This window comes from Pedobacter nutrimenti, assembly GCF_003208655.1.
GTDB lineage: Bacteria > Bacteroidota > Bacteroidia > Sphingobacteriales > Sphingobacteriaceae > Pedobacter > Pedobacter nutrimenti.
In genome coordinates this window covers 238,320-261,233 of record NZ_QKLU01000009.1, presented here as the reverse complement: position 1 = coordinate 261,233, position 22,914 = coordinate 238,320, and the positions used below count along the sequence as shown (strand labels likewise).

Sequence of the window (22,914 nt, the reverse complement as noted above, 5' to 3'; positions counted from 1 at the left end):
TAAGTTTTTTAGAAAGGACCACCTATAACCACAACAGCAAACCAGATCTGATCCCTGTTCGCCCGGATCAGCAGACAAATTAGCCTATGAAAAAAAATGTACTTCTGCGCTCATTTTGTATTATCGCTTTATTCAGCTTCAAGGCAACTGCCCAAACCGAATCCCTTCAGACAGACACCAGCCGTGTTCCGGTATTGATAGAAACCCCCTCTTTTTATAATTACAATTTTCAGTATAAGCAACGCCTGGACTCTATCCAGAAAAATGTGCCTTTGAAATACAATGAGGTTGTACAGAAGTACATAGATATTTACAGCAAAAGAAAAGAGATGATTGGGAAAATGCTGGGGCTTGCCGGCTATTATTTCCCCATTTTCGAACAGGCGCTCCGCAGTTACAATATTCCTGAAGAAATTAAATACCTGCCGGTGATTGAATCTGCAATGGATCCTCATGCGGTTTCAAAAGTAGGGGCAACAGGCCTCTGGCAGTTTATGTTCAGTACAGCTAGGGACTATGGACTGAACATGGATAATTTTGTCGATGAACGTAAAGATCCCGTACAGGCCAGTTATGCTGCTGCGGCTTATTTCCGGGATGCTTATGCGGAATTTGGAGACTGGCTGCTGGCCATTGCCGCCTACAATTGTGGAAAAGGTAACGTAACCCGGGCTATTGCCAAAGCAAATTCACGAGATTTTTGGGAAATAAGACCGTTTTTGCCTTTAGAGACCAGAAACTACGTTCCTGCATTTATAGCAGCCATGTACATGATGAATTTTTCCAGGGCACATCAGATTCAAAAGCAGAGCTCAACCCTGGCCATAAAAACCGATACCATACAGGTGAACCGTTTTGTGTCTCTTGGTGATCTCGCTGAGGCTTTGAAAGTAGAAGAAGAACTGCTTTGTGGCTTAAATCCTTCCTATAAGAAGAAGATTGTGAACGGGACGCCCGAGATCCCCAAGCGGATCATTATGCCAAGGGTGAGCCTGGAAAGTTTTGCAATGATCTATGAAGTACTGAACAATTCCCAAACAGGGGTAGATACCAGGGTGGTTCTGGCCGCGAATGATGACCGCCGGCTGGGCAAAAGAAAAAAAGAGCTTTCGGGAAATGTGACTGCCTACCATAAGGTTAAAGCCGGACAAAATCTTTTGACCATTGCAAATAAATACCATGTTGAGGTGCAGGACCTGAAAGTCTGGAACAATTTAAAAAGCAGCCAGATCGTTCCCGGACAGCGGTTAATAGTTTCCAAACATGCCAATCCGGACAAGGCTGCTGCGGTGAAAACGTCCAAACAGTACATTTCTTATAAAGCAGATGGACGACATTCACAGCAAGGGGGTAAAATCTAGAGGGTTTTTATTTTAAGGCTCCTAAAAAGAATTGTAACTTTGGCCATTACAACATAAAATTTATGAGCAAGACGAATAGAAAACAAGACGCTTTAGATTATCACTCGCAGGGGCGGCCTGGAAAAATACAGGTCATTCCGACTAAACCGACTAATTCTCAAAGAGATTTAACTTTGGCTTATTCCCCGGGTGTAGCAGAGCCTTGTTTAAAGATCGCTGAACACACTGAAGATGTTTACAAATATACGGCCAAGGGAAACCTGGTTGCGGTAATTAGTAATGGTACTGCTGTACTTGGATTGGGCGATATTGGTCCTGAAGCGGGTAAACCGGTGATGGAGGGTAAAGGTCTTTTGTTTAAGATCTTTGCAGATATTGATGTTTTTGACCTGGAGCTGGATACCAAAAATGTAGATGATTTTGTGAAAATCGTCAAAGCATTGGAGCCTACTTTTGGAGGAGTGAACCTGGAAGACATCAAAGCGCCAGAGTGTTTTGAAATAGAACGCCGCTTAAAAGAAGAAATGAATATTCCGGTCATGCACGATGATCAGCATGGTACGGCCATTATCTCTGCAGCCGCATTGCTGAATGCCTGCGAATTGCAAAAAAAGAAACTCGATAAAGTTAAAATAGTGGTGAACGGTGCAGGGGCTGCGGCCATTTCCTGCTCCAGATTGTATGTATCCCTGGGTGCAAAAAAAGAAAATATCATCATGTGCGACCGGGCCGGAGTGATTAAAAACACCCGTGAAAAACTGGATCCGATTAAGGCAGAATTTGCCACTTCAAGGAATGTAGACAATCTGGAAGATGCCCTTAAAGATGCTGATGTATTTATAGGACTGTCCTCGGCAGATTGTGTTTCTGAAGAGATGCTTAAATCTATGGCTAAAAACCCGATCGTTTTTGCTATGGCCAATCCGAATCCGGAAATTGCCTATGAACTGGCCATCAGTTCCAGAAAGGATCTTATTATGGCTACCGGCCGTTCGGATTATCCTAACCAGGTGAACAATGTGCTTGGTTTCCCATACATCTTCAGGGGCGCCCTGGATGTAAGGTCTACCAGTATTAACGAACCGATGAAGATCGCTGCTGTGAAGGCAATTGCTGAACTTGCAAAAAAATCTGTCCCAGAGGCCGTTAATATGGCATATAATGAAAAAAATATTAAATTTGGTAAAGAGTACATCATCCCTAAACCGATGGACCCAAGACTGATTACAAATGTTTCTATGGCGGTGGCCAAAGCAGCAATTGAATCTGGTGTTGCACGTAAGGTGATCACCGACTGGGATGCCTATGCCGAAGAACTTAAATCCAGACTCGGACAGGACGATGCCATTATGAGGGCCATCACCAATAAAGCGAAGTCTGATCCAAAACGTGTTGTTTTTGCTGAAGCAGATAATTATAAAATTCTGAAAGCAGCGCAAATTGTTAAAGACGACAATATTGCCATTCCGATTCTGTTGGGTAACCGGGAGATCATCCGGACCATCATTGAAGAAAACGCACTGGAACTGGAAGGTGTTCTGATCATCGATCCCTTTGAGGAACCTGAGCGTATGAAAAAATATGCAGAATCTTTATATCAGAAAAGACAAAGAAGAGGGGTTACCCTTTTTGAAGCCAGTAAACTACTGAGGGACAGGAACTATTTTGGAGCTTCTATGGTAGAGTTTGGTGAAGCGGATGCAATGATTTCCGGTCTGACCAAAAACTATGTGTCTACCATTAAGCCTGCATTGCAGGTCATTGGTACAGAGGAAGGGGTAAACCGCGTGGCAGGAATGTATATGATGATGACCACCAAAGGACCTGTGTTTTTTGGGGATACGACGGTAAACGTAGATCCTACTGTAGAAGAACTGGTCGATCTGACCTTGCTGCTTGAACGCTCTGTAAGTAAGTTTAACATCCAGCCAAGAATTGCGATGCTTTCTTATTCAAATTTTGGTTCAAACGAAGGTATTATTCCTGAAAAAGCCAGAAAAGCGGTTAAAATTCTTCATGAAAAACATCCTGAAGTACTCGTTGACGGCGAAATGCAGGGAAATTTTGCAATTAACAATTCTTTATTAAAAGATAACTTTCCTTTTAGTAGATTAGCAGATGCTCCGGCAAATACCCTGGTGTTCCCTAACCTGGAATCAGGCAATATAGCCTATAAGCTGTTGCAGGAACTTGGAGGTGCGGAAGCCGTTGGGCCAATTTTACTGGGCTTGAAAAAACCAGTACATATTGTGCAGCTTGGCAGTTCTGTTCGTGAAATTGTAAATATGGTGACCATTGCCGTACTGGATGTACAGGCAAAACAAAGTGAAGCCGCAACAAAAAAAGGCGGATTACTAAAAAGAAAAATTAAAGCATAAATTATGTTTGAATATATTGATGGACGATTAACTTTTAAGTGCCCCACTTATATTGTTGTAGAGGCGGGGGGGATAGGTTATCACATTAATATATCTTTAAACACCTATAGCAGCCTGGCAAATACCGAGCGGTGCAAAGTATTTACCTGGCTGCATATTAAGGAGGATGCCCATACCCTTTACGGTTTTGCCGATGAAGGAGAAAGACGGCTTTTCCTGCATTTGATTTCTGTTTCGGGCATTGGGCCCAACACAGGAAGAATGATGCTTTCCTCGATTACCCCAACCGAAATTCAAACCGCTATTGTACAGGGTGACCTACCCCTTATACAGCGTATTAAAGGAATCGGAGCTAAATCGGCCCAGCGATTGGTACTGGAACTGCAGGACAAACTGAAAAAAGAAGGTACAGGATCATTGATTGCTGCTCCTTTAAACAACACGGTAAGGGAAGAAGCCCTTTCTGCATTAATGATGCTTGGATTTGCCAAACAACCGGCTGAAAAGGCCATAGACAATGCCGTTAAAAGCGGCGGACCTGATCTTACGGTTGAGGAAATGATTAAAATAGCTTTGAAAAACCTCTAAATTATTCACGCTCTTAAATTAAATCAGCTCTTGAGAAAAATATTCATCCTAATGATTTTTGTGGTGGTTGCCTTCCGGGCAGAGCAGACTTTTTCTCAGGTCGCCCCGGCAAAGACCAAAACAGATACCACAAGAAATACCTTTAGCTTAAAAGAAAAACAAAGACTGGGTTTGCGGCCCGACTATAATCCATTTAATCCCCTGCCTTCCAATGTGACCAGAGAGGTAGAGTACGATGCGGTCAATAAACGCTATGTCATCCGGGAAAGGATCGGTGGAAGGTTCCTCGGCCCGCCCCAATACCTGAGCATTGAAGAATACCAGCGGCTGATCAACAGTGAGATCAAAAGAGAAAACTGGAGGATGTTTTCCAATACAGAAGTGGAAGGGGTCAGACAAACCGGGATCATTCCGAGCCTGAAAGTGAACAGTAAGGCTTTTGAAAAAATATTTGGAAGTAATGTCATTGACATCCAACCAAGGGGAGAGGCCGAGTTGACCTTGCTGGGCAGGATCAATAAAAATGCGAACCCGCTTTTTAATGAACGTCAGCGGGTCCAGAGCAATTTTGATTTTAACCAGCGGATCCAAATGGATGTGGTCGGAAATATTGGTACCCGGATGAAGATCAACATGAACTACAATACCGAGGCGCAATTCGATTTTGAAAATCAGGTTAAGCTGGATTACACAGGTGGTGAAGACGACATTATTAAAAAAATCGAAGCTGGTAACGTCAGTATGCCGCTTAAAAGTTCCCTGATCAATGGTACCCAGGCCTTGTTTGGGATCAAGACCCAGTTACAGTTCGGAAAACTGAGTGTTACTTCAGTGTTTTCCCAGCAGAAATCCCAAAGCCGGGAGATTAAAATCAACAATGGCGCCCAGCAAAATGAGTACCGTCTGACCGGTGATAAATATGAGGCCAACAAACATTATTTTCTGGCCCAGTTTTTCAGGGATAATTATAACAAATGGATGTCCACCGCGCCTATCATTTCTTCGGGCCTGAACATCACCAGAATAGAGGTTTGGATCACCAATAAAACCGGCAATACCCAGGATTCCAGGGATGTGGTCGGGTTTTTGGATTTGGGTGAAAACAGCCCTTACAATACAACCTTGCAGGGAAATGGTTCTTTGCTGCCTTCTGGATTTAGTTCGAACCAGTTTCCAAGGCAATCCAATAACCTCTTGTCCAGATTACCAGCTACGGCTAAACTGACCAATTCCAATGACCTGATTACTTTTTTTCAGGGCAGTGGCGGGACGGACAATTATGGGAAGTTGACTTATGCAAGAAAACTGACCGACAGGGAGTTCAAATTTAATCCTCAATTGGGTTATATTTCCCTGAATACCGCACTCAATGCTGATGAAATCCTTACCGTAGCTTACCGGTATACCTATTCCGGACAGGAATACCAGGTCGGGGAATTTTCAACAGATGTGGCTTTTGACCCTACAGCCCCAAAATTACTTTATGTAAAGTTGTTGAAAAATGAAACCATTAAAACAGGTCTTCCTACCTGGAACTTAATGATGAAAAACATTTATTCTATTGGGGGTTACCAGATCAGCCAGCAGAATTTTAAACTGGACATCTTCCGGATCGATGAATCTACGGGTGTAGAAAATCCGGTTATTCCTGAAGGCGAAAAACTGGATCAGGAAACCAAGACCATTTTGAAAAACAAACAGTGGATCCAGGTGACGCGTTTAGACCGTTTGAACCAGCAGGGAGAGAGAAAACCCGACGGGGTCTTTGATTTCCAGGCCGAGAACAAACCCTTTACCGGCAGCAATAATTTTACCAATAACACCAACAGCAATACCAGTCCGGGAACCATTAATTCGAATGCAAGTCTGGCTGGTTTTGCTTCTAATATGAGCAGTGGTTACATCACCATTGATCCGCTGAACGGCCGGGTAATTTTTCCCGTTTTAGAGCCTTTTGGTAAGGACCTGAAATCGCAGTTCCTTCCATCAGAGCAAAACCTGATTGATAAATACACGTATCAGGCCCTCTATGATTCGACACAGGTGATTGCCCAGCAATTGTTTTTAAAACAAAACAGGTACATCATCAAAGGAACTTATCAGTCTGAAATTTCAACGGAATTTCCATTGAATTCAATCAATGTACCTGAAGGTTCTGTACGGGTTTTTGCAGGTACGATCCCTTTGCAGGAAGGTATAGACTTTACGGTCGATTATCAGGGTGGCCGGGTAAAAATCCTCAATACGGGTTTACTAACCTCGGGCCAGCCCATTAAAATTACGACCGAAAACAGCGAAATGTTTGGGTTGCAGCAAAGGTCTTTATTTGGGACCCGGTTTGACTATAAGGTGAACAATAAGCTGAACCTGGGAGCAACGTATATGAACCTTACCGAAAAACCATTAACGGCAAAGGTCAATATCGGAGAGGAACCTATATCCAATACGATGTGGGGATTCGATATCAATTACAGTTCGCCTTCCCGATTTTTAACAAAACTGGTAGATAAAATTCCTTTTATCTCCACAAAAGCCCCTTCCAGCATTACCTTTTCAGGAGAGTTTGCCCAGTTGATTCCGGGGCATCCAAGTGCAATCAATTCAGATGGAAGCAAGGGTGGAACCAGCTATCTGGACGATTTTGAGGCTTCCAGGTCAATTATAGAATTAAAAAGCGCCATTTCCTGGCAGTTGTCGGGAACCCCCCAACAGTTCCCCGAGTCTGCGTTGATCGATAACCTGGCTTATGGTTACAACAGGGCAAAAATTGCCTTTTATAATATAGACCCTACTTTTTACGACAAGACCTCATCCAATATTCCGAGTTATCTGAAAAATGATCAGGCCGAGATGTCCAATCATTATGTAAGACAGGTCCTGGAACAGGAAGTTTTTCCATTTAAAGAAATTCCTACCGGGCAACCAACTACCCTTCCGACTCTGGACATTGCTTTTTATCCGACGGTCAGGGGTCCGTATAACTATGTGACTACAGGCTTTAATCCGGATGGTTCTTTAAAAAATCCACGAAGCCGCTGGGGAGGCCTGTTCAGAAGAATAGAAACCAATGATTTCGAAGCATTGAATATAGAATATATTGAGCTTTGGATGATGGACCCTTTTATCTATAAACCGGGTTCTGCTGGTGGTGATTTGTATTTTAACATTGGTAACATCTCCGAAGACATTCTTAAGGATGGCCGTAAATCTTTAGAAAATGGTTTGCCACCTGATGGCGATCCATCGAAGTTTGACGAAACCAATTGGGGCAGGGTGCCAAAGTTGCAGCCGGTGGTACAGGCCTTTGACAACAATCCTGATGCAAGGAAAGCGCAGGATGTGGGTTTGGATGGTTTGTCAAATGATCAGGAAAGAAGAAAATTTGCAGCACAGATCAACCAGATCAGAGGACAGCTCAACCCCGATGCAGCAGCGAAATTTGTAAATGACCCATCTTCCGACGATTATGCTTACTTCAGAGGATCAGCGCTTGATGCGTCCAGGGCCAAGATTTTAAAACGTTACGAAAGTTACAACGGAACAGAAGGAAATTCAAAAACCTCTCAGCAAAGCCAGGAAGATTTTGGAGTGGACAATTCAGCTTCAACCTCCCTTCCCGATGGAGAAGACATCAACCGGGACAACAACATGACCCAAAGTGATGAGTATTACCAGTATAAGATTTCCATGCGTCCTGCAGATCTTATGGTAGGGAAAAAATACATCACCGATAAAGTTACCTCACAGGTGAAGCTGGCCAATGGGCAAACCCAGCCCGTGACCTGGTACCAGATCCGGATTCCAGTGGCGGCCTATGACCTTCGGGTAGGGGGCATATCGGACTTTAAATCCATCCGTTTTATCCGGATGTTTATGACAGACTTTTCAGATACCACTGTTTTAAGGTTTGCAAAAATGCAATTGGTGAGAGGGGAGTGGAGACAATACAATTCCAATAACGAGGCTTCTCAAATCATCGTAGATCCTTTGCTCGGCCCGGTTGGCCCGGATAATTCTTCTATAGAAGTGGCCACCATCAACATTGAGGAAAATGGAAAAAGGACCCCGATTCCTTATGTGGTTCCGCCGGGGATTCAAAGGGAAAGAGATTACAGCAATTACCGTGGAGATACCAAACAGAATGAGCAATCCCTGACCCTGACGGTGAAAAACCTGCGCGATGGTTATGGAAGGGCTACTTTTAAAACGGCTTATAACGATTTCAGGTCTTATAAACGATTGGAAATGTTTGTCCACCTGGAGGCCATTGACAATTCAGTGGTTAAAGACTACGACCTAAGTGCCTTTTTAAGAATCGGGACAGATAACCAGGACAATTATTATGAGTACAATATGCCGCTCGTGGTTACCCAACCAGGAACAAATAACCCTTATGCCATTTGGCCGGATCAGAATAAAATGGACATCCAGCTGGAGCTTTTCCAGAAAGCCAAACTGGCCCGTAATAAGGCAACTCTTCCTGGTGGTCAGCTTTGGCCACCGAATATTCCCTATGAATATATTGATGGAAAAAACAAAGTGATTATCAAGGGTCAGCCCGATATGAGTAAAGTGCGGGTATATATGCTCGGGGTTAAAAACCCGAAGAGGAACCTGGCCAATCCGGGGGCAGATGATGGCCTGGATAAAACAGCAATGCTTTGGTTTAATGAATTGCGTTTAACCGAATTTGATGAAAGAGGAGGTTGGGCCGCGACGGCAAGGCTTAATGCGAAGCTGGCAGATTTTGCTGATGTGAACATTTCCGGCAGTAAATCGACCATCGGTTTTGGTTCCCTGGAAAAAAGGGTCAGTGAACGGAACCGGGCAGATAATGTGTTTTTTGATATTTCTTCCAGTATAGAGCTGGGTAAGTTTTTTCCTCAGAAAACAGGTATAAAAGTACCGATGTTCATCAGCTATTCCAATCAGGTGAGCACCCCTCAGTACGATCCTTTGAAACCAGATATTGAGTTGAAAAAATCATTGGAAAATACAACCAAAGAAGAGAAAAAAGCCATCCTGAACTATGCACAGGATTATACCACCCGGAACAGCATTAATTTTACCAATGTCCATAAAGAACGGACCGATCCAAATAAAAAACCAAAGCTCTGGGATGTGGAAAACCTTAGTGCCAGCTATGCCTATACCAGTTATTCGCACCGGGATTTTATAACCGAGAATGCCATTCAGAAAACCTACAGGGCTTCACTGGCCTATAATTATTCCGGGCCATCAAAAGTGATTACCCCTTTTGACAAACTGATCAAATCCAATACCCTTGCCTTATTGAAGGATGTGAATTTTAGTATTCTTCCGAGTGCGATCAATTTCAGGATAGATGTAGACCGTTATTATTCCGAGAACAGCCTGCGGGACAACAGCCCTGTAAATGGAATACCAATTAATACGACATACAATAAAAATTTCCTGATCACCAGGGTGTATGGCATTTCCTGGAACCTGACGCGTTCACTGACGCTTGATTTTGATGCCACCAACTACTCTATTGTTGATGAGCCTAATGGTAGGGTGAACGGGCTGAAAAGAGATACGGTATGGCAGAACCTGCTGCGTTTGGGCAGAACAACAGATTATACCCATAACCTGAACATTACTTATGCTTTGCCGATCAATAAAATACCTGGTCTGGACTGGGTAAATGTGGCCACCCGTTACGGAACCAATTTTAACTGGCAAACCGAACCGCTGGCCACCTTAAGGGACCCGAACATTAACCTGGGAAATACCATTCAGAACTCCAGGACAATCCAGCTTAACCCGACTTTGAATTTAGCGAGCCTGTATAATAAATTTGGCTTTATCCGCAGAAGTTCCAATCAGGAGAAAGGCAAAAATTTCTGGATTGGTTTGTTAACAAGTATTAAAACCATTAATGGAGCTTATACTCAAACCAAAGGGATCTTTTTACCTGGCTACTTGCCTAAGACCAAGTTTTTTGGTATAGATGGAGCAACTGGTGCCCCGGGTCTTGGTTTCGTGTTTGGTAGTCAAAGGGACATCCGTCAAATGGCCATTAACAATGGCTGGATCACAACAGACACCCTGCAGTCGCAACTTTACATCAATACCCTTCGGGAAGACATGAGTTTTACCAGTACCCTGGAGCCGATCAAAGACCTCAGGATTACACTGACAGCAAATAAAAACCGGACATTGAATTATTCAACCAATTTCCGTTACAATGACAATACCCATAGTTTTAATAACCTGAGCCCTTCCACCACTGGAGATTACAGTGTTTCCTTTATTTCTATCGGAACGGCATTTTCTGATGGAAATGGCAGCACGGTATCTAAACTATTTAACCAGTTTATGGCAAACCGGCAGGTGATTTCTCAGAGATTGGGTGTACAAAATCCAAACTCCAATGGAGGTTCGGGCGGATTTTCAGATGGGTACGATAAGAGCTCACAGGATGTGGTGATTTCTGCATTTCTTGCCGCTTATACCGGAAAGAGTGCCTCTTCGGTAAGCCTGAACTCTTTTCCCAAGATCCCGCTTCCAAACTGGAGACTTAATTATAGCGGCTTGACAAGGATTCCTTTAGTGGAAGAGTATTTCAAATCTGTAGATTTAAGCCATTCTTACCGCTCGGTTTATTCTGTGAATGGTTTTAACTCTCTGCAGAGGTATGCTGAAAATGAAGGCCATGTGTACAGCAGGGATGAAAATGGAAATTTCCTTCCTTTTTATCAATATTCCCAGGTGACCATTGCCGAGCAGTTTGCACCACTGATCGGGATTGATACGCGCCTTAAAAATAACATTACGGCCCGCTTTGAAATTGGAAAAACCAGGTTGCTTGGTTTAAGTCTCGCAAACAGCCAGCTGGCACAGTTGTCGGAAAATAACCTGACTTTCGGACTGGGTTACAGGACGTCTAAATTCAGGTTCCCTTTTGGCTTGTTTAAGCAACTGAAAATGGATAACAACATGGACTTTAAGCTGGATGTACAGGTGAGGGACAACAAGACGGTTATTTACAGGGCAGATGTTACAGAAGCAGAGGTATCTTCAGGTGCTAAAAATATTACCTTAAGACCAAGTGTGGATTATATACTTAATCAAAGATTTAACGTTAAGCTATTTTATGATTCCAATGTAACCAAGCCTTATACCTCGCAGACCTTTAATACTTCTTTCAGTAATTTTGGTTTTAGTTTAAGGATTACCCTGAATTAAGGTTGGTATAAGAACACAAGAATAATTAACTTTGACACATAAAATAAAAGAAGAATGAATTTTCCATCAGAATTAAAATACACTAAAGACCACGAGTGGGTCAGAGTGGAAGGCAATGAAGCTTATGTTGGTATTACCGATTTTGCACAACGTGAGCTGGGTGATATCGTTTATATTGACATCAATACCGTAGGGGATGAGGTAAAACAAGACGATGTTTTCGGTACTGTAGAAGCTGTAAAAACAGTTTCTGACCTTTTTATGCCTGTAACTGGTACAGTAACAGAAGTGAATGCTGCTTTAAATGATAATCCTGAACTGGTAAATTCTGATCCTTACGGAGAAGGATGGATGGTTAAAGTAACTTTAACTGATGCTGCTGCTGTAGATGCTTTACTGGATGCTGCTGCTTACAAAACTTTAGTTGGCGCTTAGTTTATGAATATTTTTAAAGAATTAAAATATCAGGTCTGGGCCCTGGTTTGGACCGTTTTTATTTTAATTCTTTGCTGTATAAAAATGCCAGACTCCGTAGGTGGGTCTGGCATTTTTTTTAAGGGTTTTGACAAACTGGTGCATTTGGGTTTCTTTTTTGTCCTTACCGTACTTCTTTTTTTTGGTAAAATCCGGCACCAGCATAACTATACTTTCAGTTCGCTGACGATCTTTAAAATTATGGTGATCACCGCCTTTGTGGGCGGAGGAATTGAATTGATCCAGCTTGAATTTTTTCCCTATCGTTCTGCTGAATGGTGGGACTTTGGCTGTGACATGATTGGTGTACTGATGGGGGTATTTAGTTATGTGCTACTCCATAAATCTGATTATAATGAAAAGAAAAATTAACGTCATCTTCTTCTTGCTGGCCATCTTTCTGCTCAGTGGCTGCGCTGTTTTTAAACCTGGTTGTGGTTGCCCCAAAGTGAGTGCACTGCCCCTGGGTGGTTATAAAACCACAAAAACCATTTTAAATTCTTAAGCTCTTTTTTAGCATTTTTTACTACAGGAACGGGCTAATCTGTTCTTGTATTTAAATTGTTACCCATAATTCAGCACCACTGACTAATCCATCGCGCGCTTCTATAGTCAGATCAGGTAAAATACATATATTTATATTTATGACTAAAAATTTAACGCAGGGATTGATCCTTTTTGTACTGATGCTGATGAGTTCTTTTACAATGGCTCAAACAAAAAACGGATCTGTAAAAGGAAAAGTAGTAAATACGAAAGACAAGCAGCCGATAGACTATGCCACTGTAGCAGTAAAAAGTTTAAAGGACTCCAGTGTTGTGGGTACAAGCAATACAGACAAAGATGGCAGTTTTGAAATCAAAGGTCTGTCTGCAGGCAATTATCGTCTTTATGTCGCTTATCTCGGCTTAAAAAATATAACCAAAGATTTTACTGTTGCCACAGGCCAGACCGTAGATCTGGGAAGTGTTGCTATGGCAAATGAAGGTGTCGACCTGAAAACCGTAGAAATTAAAGGGGAAGCACCCCCTGTTGTGGTCAAAAAAGATACCATTGAGTTTAACGCCTCCTCTTTTAAGGTCAGGGAAAACGCGGTGGTGGAAGATGTTTTGAAAAAGTTACCTGGGGTTGAAGTGGCTAAAGATGGTACTGTTAAGGCGCAGGGAGAAACCGTCACCAAAGTTAAAGTGGACGGGAAAGAATTTTTTGGAAATGATCCTTTGCTGGCAACTAAAAATTTGCCGGCAGATATGATCGATAAAATTCAGGTCATTGACCAAATGTCCGATCAGTCCCAGTTTACAGGGGTGGATGATGGTAACCGGGAGAAGGTGATTAACATCACCACCAAAAAAGACCGCAAAAATGGAATTTTTGGAAACAGTTCTGCCGGTTATGGTTCCGATGACCGTTACGACGTGAACCTGAATGTCAACAAATTTAAAGGTGAAGAACAAATGTCTGTGGTAGGGCAGTTTAACAATGTCAATAAACAGAATTTTGGTGGAGGTGTGACCGGCGGCGGCGGTGGCGGAGGCGGAGGCCGGATGATGCAGCTCAGTGGAGGAAGTTCTTCTACGCCATCCGGAATTACAACTACCAATGCCCTTGGTTTTAATTATGCGAACCAGTTTAAAAATCAGACCCAGGTTAATGCCAGTTACTTTTTTAATAAAACCTCTCTTTTCAATGATCAGAACAGTTTAACCCAAAACCTTTTGGGAAATACCCAGACTACTTTTGGCAATGACCTGCTGAGTACCACGAAAAAATTAAATCACAGGCTTAATCTGATGATTGACACAAAAATAGACTCTGCAACGTCCATCAAAATACAACCAAACCTGAGTTACACGGAAACCGATCTGGATCAGGGCAGCAATTACACCAATACTTATGCAAATTCGCAGACCATAGGTAAACAAACCTTTACGACAAAATCTACCTCACCGACATTAAGCAATAATATCTTGTTGCGTAGAAAATTCCTTCGCAGAGGACGTACCATGTCCCTGAATGTGAACACCAGTGTCAATGATAATAAATCTGATAATTATAATGATATCCTGGAAAATACCACTACTGGCGGAGTCGCTTCCCAGCGTGTGACCAATCAGTTTAATGACCAGAAGGCAAATTCTATTGCAAACATTGCCCGTTTGGTATATACCGAACCTTTGTCAAAAACGCTAAGCCTGGAACTGAACTACCAGAACACCTATAATTATGACAAGTCTGAACGTTTCACGTATAACTTTAACCCGGTTACCTCCGAGTATGACATCATTGACAATACCTATAGCAACACTTATAAAAACACAACTTTTACAAATGCACTAGGTTTTAGTTTTAATAAAACCGGTAAAAAGTATACCATGAATGCCGGGCTTGCGGTGCAGAATACCAGTCGCGAAAATGATAACATCAGCACCGGTTACGCTTTTAAACAAAATTTTTATAACCTGACACCAAGCGCACAATTCAGATACACTTTCAGCAACAGTAAACGTTTAAGGATCAATTATCGTGGAACGACCCAACAGCCAAGCATTACCCAGATCCAGCCGATTCCAGATAACTCAAATACACAAAGTTACCCTATTGGTAATCCAAATTTAAAGCCCTCTTTTACCAATAACCTGAGTGTTTTTTACAACAACTTTGATTTTGCGCACTATCGTTCCCTGTTTATCTTTATGAATGCCAGCCAGACTTTCAATGCCTTTGCCAACGACAGTCATTTAATTGTTAATGATCCCGATAGCACTAAAAATGGCAAACTGGCTGTGCTTCCGGTCAATGTGAATGGCGTATACCAGATCAATGGTGGTGCCTTTAGCGGAATTCCATTGATTCCTGGTAATAAACTAAACCTGAACATTAACCTGAGTACTTCTTATGCCAGAGGAGTAAACTTTACCAATTCCCTGAAAAATGTGTCCAACAACTTTAGCCTGACCAATGGATATAAACTGGTTTCCAATTATGATAAATTTGATTTTACAGTAGGGATTACCGGAACACTATACCGTTCCACTTATTCTGCCCAGCCAAGTGCCAATACAACCTATTACACTTTAAATCCAACTGTAGATGCCAGTTATCTTTTCCCTGCAGAAATCAGACTGGCGGTCAATGTAGATTATTTTCAGAATACCGGAAGAGGGGCTGGATTCGACAGCCACTATACACTGATTAATCCTTACCTGAGCAAACAGTTCTTTAAAAACAGGGGTACCCTGAAATTTGCAGTCAACGACTTACTGAATCAAAATCAGGGCATCAGCAGGACTTCTACCAACAACACCATTACCGATTTGAATTATAATGTGTTGAAACGTTATTACATGGTTTCCTTCACTTATTCCCTGAACCGTATGGGTGGTAAAAACATTCCGGGCGATATGAGAGGACCTGGTGGCCGTGGAGGAATGCGGATGAGGATGTAATATTGATTCTTTATTTGGAATTATTATAGATAAAGACTAAATTGCCGTCCTAATTCAGGATAATGAAACTATCGCAATTAAGTCAAGGAGAACGGGGAACTATTGTCGCATTTACAGATCTTGAGATGTCTGTAAAGCTTATGGAAATGGGTTGTTTGCCTGGTGAGGTCGTTGAGGTGGAACGTTTTGCGCCACTTGGGGACCCTATGGCAATCAGGGTTGCGGGTTATCAGCTTTGTTTACGTAAAAATGAAGCATCTGTTATTATAATTCAATAAGGTTTGGCTTCTGATCTGAAAATAGCCCTGGTTGGAAACCCCAATACAGGAAAATCAACACTTTTTAATTTATTGACCGGTTTAAACCAGAAAATAGGAAATTTTCCTGGAATTACGGTCGATAAAAAAACAGGTTATTGTAAACTGCCTGATGGGAAACAGGCAACCGTTATCGATTTACCGGGTACCTATAGTCTTTACCCAAAAAGTAAGGATGAAAGTATTGTTTTTCAGGTGCTTGCAGATCAAAAAAATCCAAGCCATCCTGATTTAATCATTTTGGTGGCTGATGCAACCAATCTGAGACGAAACCTGCTGCTGTATACCCAGGTAGCAGATTTAGGCCTTCCGGTTATTCTGGCGCTTAATATGACCGATATGGCCCGCAAAGAAGGGATTGAAGTCGACGTTGACCTGCTGTCGGAAAGATTGGGCGTACAAGTGGTGGCCATTTCGGCCAGGGCCAATGCAGGCCTTGACCAGTTGAAATTGGCCATTGGGAACCGTACATCTGTTCCAACACAGGTTGCGGGCGCCGATATGCATGCCCTTGCACCTGAGGCAGTCTCAAAGGCAAAATCGGTACTTTCTTCTGATCGGGATTATTTTGCCATGCAGCTGTTGCACCAGCACCAGCACCTGGATACTTTAACCGGTGAGGAACACGGCAAACTCGAAAAGATCAAAACAGAAACTGGCTTTGAATCTTCTAAACTTCAGGCAGCCGAAACCATCGCGAGGTACAGGTATTTAAGCACCGTGATGACGGGGCTGATTAAAGATACCGGAGCTGCCCGTAAATTTGTTTTCAGTGATAAACTGGATGCGGTACTGACCAATAAGTTTTCTGGCTTTTTGATCTTTATCCTGATCCTGTTTTTTATTTTTAATTCCATTTTTTCCTGGTCTTCTTATCCAATGGAGCTCATCGAGGGCAGTTTTGCCTGGCTGACCAATTATGGCCATCAGCATTTGCCCGATGGGGTTTTGACCAATTTGTTTCTGGATGGTATTGTTGCCGGTCTGGGTGGAATTGTGATTTTTATCCCTCAGATTGCCATTCTTTTTGCTTTTATCTCTATACTGGAAGATACCGGTTATATGGCCAGGGTTACCTTTATGATGGACAAGATCATGAGAAAATTCGGTCTGAGCGGAAAGTCAGTGGTCCCGATGATTGGCAGTCTTGCCTGTGCGGTACCATCGATCATGAGTGCCAGGAATATTGAAAGCTGGAAAGACAGGATCATTACCATTATGGTTGCGCCTTTGGTCAGCTGTTCTGCACGTTTACCGGTATATACCCTGTTGATCTCCCTGATTATTCCAAACAAGCATATTTTCGGCTTCATTAACCTGCAGGGACTTACCCTGATGGGGATGTATGTGATCAGTATTTCAGCAGCCATCCTGGTTGCTTTTGTAATGAAACTTGTCATTAAAGCGAAAGAGAAATCTTACTTTATCATGGAATTACCGGTTTACCGGATGCCCAGATGGAAAAATGTGCTCTTTACCATGTATGAAAAATCAAAAACATTTGTATTTGAAGCAGGTAAGGTCATCATTGCCATTTCTATTGTGCTGTGGGTACTGGCTACTTTTGGTCCTCCCGGACGCATGGACCAGGTAGATCAAAAGTACGCCCGGATTGAGGCCGCTAAGGATAGTTTACAGATCAGCACACTGGAAAGGGATAAAGCCGCTGAAAGGCTGGAGAATTCTTATGCAGGGATATTGGGACAAACCATAGAACCGGTTATAAAACCTCTTGGTTTTGACTGGAAAATAGGAATTGCACTGATCACTTCTTTTGCCGCAAGGGAAGCTTTTGTGGGCACCATGGCCACCATTTATAGTGTAGAAGGTGGAGATGCCCAGGCGACGACCATCAGGTCTAAAATGCTGGCCGCAAAAGATGCAAATACAGGCTTACCTATTTTTACATTTGCAACCGGATTTTCGTTGATGCTGTTCTATGCTTTTGCCATGCAGTGTATGAGTACTGTGGCAGTGGTATTCAGGGAAACCAAATCCTGGAAATGGCCAATGATCCAGATTGTGTATATGACAGGAATGGCTTATATAGCAAGTTTAATTGCCTACCAGCTTTTAAAGTAATTTCCTATCTTAGTTGCTGTGGAAAAGGTTCAGGTTCTTGCCCAGTATATGCCGCAGGCAGCAGCAGCTGTGATTGCCAGGTGGATAGATTATTTCCAGTGTGAGTTTAAAATTTCCAAGAGCCGGGCAACCAAACTGGGTGATTACCGGCACCCTTTTAAAAATTCCGGGCATAAAATTTCCGTTAACAACAACCTGAACCCTTATGCTTTTCTGGTGACCACTGTGCATGAATTTGCCCATTTACTGACCTGGAATGATCATAAAAATAAGGTAAAGCCCCATGGGGCAGAATGGAAGAACAACTTTAAAAGAATGATGAGCCCCTTTCTGGAACAGAATGTTTTTCCCGAAGATGTCCGCAAAGCGATTTTAATTTACCTGAGTAACCCTTCGGCTTCGAGCTGTACGGATTTACAGCTGTCCAGGGCGCTGAAAAAACATGATCCCGAACTCAGGTCTTCCCGCCTGGAAGAAATCCCGTTAAATACGCTCTTTACGATAAAGGATGGAAGGAAGTTTAAAAAAGGGGAGCGTTTGCGAAAAAGATACAGATGTGTCTGTCTGGATAATGGGAATACTTATTTATTTAACCCCCTGGCAGAAGTGACTTTACTGGCTACAGGAACATAAATCGCCTGTTTGTCTTTGATGGTCCAGTTCAAATGGATCTTTTCTCCTTTAAATTTCAATGGGTCTGTTTGCAGACTGTCGATAAGGGCATCTTTGTCTGTTAAAAGGACCGATGCTTCGTAAACAGCATCTGTTTTACTTTTCAGGATCAGATACTTTTCATCGGGAGCTCCGTTTATACTTTCAAACACCATTTCAAATTGATTTTGCTGCTGTATGGCATCTTTTAAAAGGTCAACCTGCTGCAGGTAAGTTTCGGCATTCTTTTTTTGATCTGTGGCAAGGCTGTGGAAAGGTGTTGCTTTGAGTTGTGCCTGACTGGCAGCCGACCTGAATGTAATTTTGAAGACCGTATGGTTTCTTAAATAACTTACACTGTCCTTTAAAATGGGGCTGGTCCCCTCATCTTGAATGGAACTGCTCCTGACAAGAATGAGGCTGTCGTTCTTGAAGTAATATTTTTTTCGGGTGTTTTTTAAAGCCCCATTGTCTTCATAAACCGATAGCAAAACGGTTTTTCCATTAAACTCATATTGTTCTGCATAAAAAGAATGTTGTCCTTTTGTATAAATTAAACTGATTTTTTTGTGTGCAGTATCTATACTTTTATCCAGGCTGTCGGCATAATGGCTAATGATTTTTTCATTCATTGCCGTTGCGGCCGGGTCCTGGGCTATATCGGCCTGGGGATGACTGGATTTCAGGTTACAACTGTAAAGTACACAGAACGGGCTAAGGAGCAGGACATACAAAAACTTCATATTGATGTGGTTTGATGAGCAACTCCCCGATCAGGGCGATTATCGTGCCAAGCCGCTTAGTAGCTACGTAGTTTTTCTATGCTTTGGTGTAAACGGCTTTTTGCAAGGAAGCTGTCTTCCAGTACTTTATTCATAGGGATGGCGGTGTCCAGGCTTGCGCAGCGCATGACCGGGGCATCCAGGTATTCAAAACAATTTTCAGAAATCCAGGCTGCAATTTCGGCACCAAAGCCAGAGCTCATTGTATCTTCATGAAGGATCAGGACTTTGCCTGTAGCCCTTACAGCGCTTGCCACAGTTTCTTTGTCCCAGGGTTGAAGGCTGCACAGGTCAATCAGCGTGACCGACAGATCGGGGTGTTGTTCCAGATAAGCAAGGGCCCAATGAACACCCAAACCGTAAGTAATCAGGCTGAGGTCATTTCCGTGTTTCAATACATTGGCTTTGCCAATTTCCAGGGTATAATAACCTTCAGGCACAGCACCAGTTAAACTCCTGTAGAGGTATTTATGTTCAAAATAGATCACCGGATTGGGATCTTCAATGGCCGCAAGCAACAGGCCTTTGGCATCATAAGGAAAGGCAGGATAGACAATTTTAAGCCCGGGGGTTTTGGTAAACCAGGCTTCATTGCTTTGCGAATGGAAAGGACCGGCGCCTGTACCCGCACCAGTAGGCATGCGGACCACGACATCTGCTTTTTCCCCCCAGCGGTAATGGGTTTTGGCCAGGTTATTCACAATCTGGTTAAAACCACAGCTCACAAAATCTGCAAACTGCATTTCTACCATGGCTTTATAACCATTAATGGAAAGGCCCAGGCCTGCCCCGACAATGGCCGATTCACAAATAGGTGTATTGCGTACCCTGTGTTTGCCAAATTCTTTGGTAAAGCCTTCTGTAATCTTAAACGCGCCACCGTATTCAGAGATGTCCTGCCCCATTAAAACCAGGTTTGGATATTTCTGCATGGCCATGCTCAAGCCCTGGGTAATAGCGTCCAGATAACGGATTTCTGCTGAAGGTCCCTCAGCGTGGATGAGCTGCTGTTGAAAAGGAAAATACATGTCCTGTGCTTCTGTTTCCGGATCTGCATGGGGTTCCGGTTCGGCAAAAGCAGATTCAATTTCTGTTTCAATTTCAATTTTTATCCTGCTTTTGAGCTCATCGGCTATTCTTTCTGTTAAAATCCCGAGGTCATACAAGTATTGTTCGTAGCATTTTACCGGATCTTTTTTTTCCCATTCTTCAAAAAGCTGGGCAGGGACATATTTTGTTCCGGAGGCCTCTTCATGCCCCCTCATTCTAAATGTCAGGCATTCGACCAGGACCGGCCGGGGATTTTTACGTATTTTTTCTGCAATTTCATGCAAGGTATCATAGACCTCAAGAATATTATTGCCGTCGATTTGTATACCCTCTATGCCATAGCCAATGGCTTTATCCGAGAGGTTTTTACAACGGAACTGCTCCTGGACAGGCGTAGACAAACCATAACCATTATTTTCAATTAGAAATATAACAGGCAGGTCCCAAACGGCAGCCACATTCAGGGCCTCATGAAAATCGCCTTCACTGGTTGCACCCTCACCGGTAAATACCAAAGTTGCATGTGCATGGCCTGCAAGGACATCTGCCAGGGCAATGCCATCTGCCAGGGCCATTTGAGGGCCTAAATGAGAGATCATGCCTATGATTTTATGGTCTTGCGTACCAAAATGAAAGGAGCGGTCCCTTCCTTTGGTAAAGCCGGTCAGTTTACCCTGCCACTGGGCCATCAGTTTTTTTAAGGGAACTTCCCTGGTGGTAAAAACCCCAAGGTTCCTGTGCATGGGCAGGATGTACTCCGAAGACTGCATGGCCAGGGTACTTCCAACTGCAATGGCCTCCTGGCCAATTCCGGAAAACCATTTTCCTATGCGTCCCTGACGAAGCAATATCAACATTTTTTCCTCTATCATTCTGGGATAAAGGAGTTGCTCATATAGATTTAACAAAGAATGGTCGTCTTTATCTTTTCTGTCAAAATGCATAGGATGGCTATTTGGTTGGGCTTAAGTTACAGATTTAATTTTGCTCCTTGTTCCTTTCCTGCCATTGTTTCGAAAAAGATTTTGGGGCGATCTCCGGCATAGAACGGTATTTGCCCCAGACTTTCCGGAAAAAGTATTTTAAAAAGAAATTCTTGAGTTTACCTCCGAACATGTCCATGCGGGATCTTTTTTTCATGCCGGTGTTCCACAACTTCCAACCCATCTCTTCTGTTTTTGTATTGTCATGCTGCGCTGCAGCATCTCTTCTGTTGAGCAGCAGCATTTTGTGAATGTCAATTTTGGCGGGGCATACCTCAGAACATTTTCCGCAAAGACTGGAAGCATAACTCAGGTGTTTAAAGTCTTTCATTCCCTTTAAGTGCGGCGTAATCACAGCGCCTATCGGTCCACTGTAAGTGGTATTATAAGTATGTCCCCCAACATTTTTGTACACCGGACAGGCATTCAGACAAGCCCCGCACCTGATGCAATACAATCCCTGACGTTGTTCTTTCTGGGCAAGCAAACTTGTTCTGCCATTGTCCAGCAGAATGACATACATTTCTTCAGGGCCATCGGTTTCGTGCACTTGTCTGGGGCCGCTTAAAATGGTATTGTATACGGTAAGGTTTTGTCCGGTTCCATGGCTGGCCAAAAGGGGCCAGTACAGGTCCAGATCGGTCATCGAGGGGATTACTTTTTCAATACCTACAACAGCGATATGTATTTTGGGAAATGTAGTACATAACCTGGCATTGCCTTCATTTTCTGTGAGCGCGATACTGCCAGTATCTGCAATCAGAAAATTTCCTCCGCTGATGCCAATATCGGCCTGCAGGTATTTTTCACGGAGCAGTTCACGGGCTTTTTGGGTCAACTGCTCAGGGCTTGCGTCCGGGGGCGTCCCAAATTTTTCATGAAAGAGCTTGGCAATGTCTTCCTTGCTCAAGTGCATCGCCGGGGTAACAATATGGTAAGGGGCTTGGCCGAGAAGTTGTACAATGTATTCTCCCAGGTCGCTCTCTAAGGATTCGATACCATGTTTTTCCAGAAATTCATTGATGTGGATTTCTTCGGTGGTCATGGACTTGGATTTGATCACTGATTTTCCACCTGCCCGGTTAATGATGTTTAAAATTTCCTTTTGGGCTTCATTGGCGTCATTTGCCCAGATCACTTTTCCGCCCCTGCGCTGAAAATTAGATTCAAATTCAGGCAGGAATTTATCGAGGTTTTCCATGACCCTCCATTTGATCACATGGGCCCTTTTTTTAGAATTATCCAGGTTCTCAAACCTGGACAGCCCCCTGTCTACGGCAGTATTGTATTTACCAATATTGTGGTTAATTATTGTTCGATGTTCCAGATCAAATGCTTTCTCATCCGCCTTTACCAAAAATTCCTCAGCAAGTTTCATAGATATATTATGTTGGTTAGGAAGCCTGCCCCAGCTTGTTCTTTTTAAGGAATAAAGCTCTGGCAGTTTTCATAGGTGTAATCGTGTTTCTCCGTCTTTATGACGTTTTCATCCTTTCAAATATAAATAATTCGCAAACAGCTAAAAGAATTAAATCTCGAAATGGGTTTAAAACAAATAAACCTGCTCATCGCAGGTTTATTTGTTTTAAA

14 protein-coding genes are annotated in these 22,914 nt (G+C 42.9%); 11 read left to right on the top strand and 3 right to left on the bottom strand.

Annotated elements, in window-relative coordinates; translation table 11 throughout:
• Positions 1-86: 86 nt before the first annotated feature.
• The 11 genes from B0O44_RS22170 (at position 87) to B0O44_RS22125 (ending at position 18,491) form a co-directional block, all read left to right on the top strand.
• A complete protein-coding gene (locus B0O44_RS22170; RefSeq protein ID WP_110834279.1) occupies positions 87-1,361 on the top strand; it encodes a lytic transglycosylase domain-containing protein in 1,275 nt (424 codons plus the stop codon).
• 62 nt (positions 1,362-1,423) lie between these two features.
• A complete protein-coding gene (locus B0O44_RS22165; protein WP_110834278.1) occupies positions 1,424-3,739 on the top strand; it encodes an NADP-dependent malic enzyme in 2,316 nt (771 codons plus the stop codon).
• Between the two features lie 3 nt (positions 3,740-3,742).
• Positions 3,743-4,327 (top strand): Holliday junction branch migration protein RuvA, encoded by a 585-nt coding sequence (ruvA, locus tag B0O44_RS22160; protein ID WP_110834277.1) that lies wholly within the window; start codon positions 3,743-3,745, stop codon positions 4,325-4,327.
• Positions 4,328-4,378: 51 nt separating this feature from the next.
• Complete coding sequence (gene sov, locus B0O44_RS22155) at positions 4,379-11,536, top strand: T9SS outer membrane translocon Sov/SprA (protein ID WP_110834276.1); 7,158 nt, start codon at positions 4,379-4,381, stop codon at positions 11,534-11,536.
• A gap of 54 nt (positions 11,537-11,590) precedes the next feature.
• The gene (gcvH, locus tag B0O44_RS22150; protein ID WP_110834275.1) at positions 11,591-11,971 is read left to right on the top strand and encodes a glycine cleavage system protein GcvH; all 381 of its coding nucleotides are present in this window, start codon (positions 11,591-11,593) and stop codon (positions 11,969-11,971) included.
• Positions 11,972-12,055: 84 nt separating this feature from the next.
• Positions 12,056-12,382 (top strand): VanZ family protein, encoded by a 327-nt coding sequence (locus tag B0O44_RS22145; RefSeq protein ID WP_245943773.1) that lies wholly within the window; start codon positions 12,056-12,058, stop codon positions 12,380-12,382.
• Positions 12,366-12,515 carry a lipoprotein gene (locus tag B0O44_RS25010; protein WP_170123388.1) on the top strand — a complete coding sequence of 50 codons (150 nt, stop codon included), beginning with the start codon at positions 12,366-12,368 and terminating at the stop codon, positions 12,513-12,515. Before B0O44_RS22145 ends, B0O44_RS25010 begins: the two co-directional genes overlap by 17 nt.
• Before the next feature lie 139 nt (positions 12,516-12,654).
• Positions 12,655-15,459 carry an outer membrane beta-barrel family protein gene (locus B0O44_RS22140; RefSeq protein WP_245943772.1) on the top strand — a complete coding sequence of 935 codons (2,805 nt, stop codon included), beginning with the start codon at positions 12,655-12,657 and terminating at the stop codon, positions 15,457-15,459.
• Between the two features lie 62 nt (positions 15,460-15,521).
• A complete protein-coding gene (locus tag B0O44_RS22135; RefSeq protein WP_110834273.1) occupies positions 15,522-15,737 on the top strand; it encodes a FeoA family protein in 216 nt (71 codons plus the stop codon).
• 3 nt (positions 15,738-15,740) lie between these two features.
• A complete protein-coding gene (gene feoB, locus B0O44_RS22130; protein WP_110834272.1) occupies positions 15,741-17,858 on the top strand; it encodes a ferrous iron transport protein B in 2,118 nt (705 codons plus the stop codon).
• An 18-nt stretch (positions 17,859-17,876) separates the two neighbouring features.
• Positions 17,877-18,491, top strand: coding sequence for a SprT-like domain-containing protein (locus tag B0O44_RS22125; protein ID WP_245943771.1), 615 nt, complete (start codon positions 17,877-17,879; stop codon positions 18,489-18,491).
• On the opposite strand, the gene B0O44_RS22120 is transcribed toward B0O44_RS22125, so the two are convergent.
• Genes B0O44_RS22120 through B0O44_RS22110 form a run of 3 tightly spaced genes read right to left on the bottom strand, consistent with a single transcriptional unit; the run spans position 18,440 to position 22,702 of the window.
• Positions 18,440-19,252: a hypothetical protein gene (locus B0O44_RS22120; protein WP_110834271.1), complete on the bottom strand. Its 813-nt coding sequence runs from the start codon at positions 19,250-19,252 to the stop codon at positions 18,440-18,442. The two genes, B0O44_RS22125 and B0O44_RS22120, sit on opposite strands and share 52 nt — an antisense overlap.
• Before the next feature lie 56 nt (positions 19,253-19,308).
• Positions 19,309-21,285: an alpha-ketoacid dehydrogenase subunit alpha/beta gene (locus tag B0O44_RS22115; RefSeq protein ID WP_110834270.1), complete on the bottom strand. Its 1,977-nt coding sequence runs from the start codon at positions 21,283-21,285 to the stop codon at positions 19,309-19,311.
• A gap of 34 nt (positions 21,286-21,319) precedes the next feature.
• The gene (locus tag B0O44_RS22110) at positions 21,320-22,702 is read right to left on the bottom strand and encodes a LutB/LldF family L-lactate oxidation iron-sulfur protein (protein WP_211321432.1); all 1,383 of its coding nucleotides are present in this window, start codon (positions 22,700-22,702) and stop codon (positions 21,320-21,322) included.
• Positions 22,703-22,914: the final 212 nt, after the last annotated feature.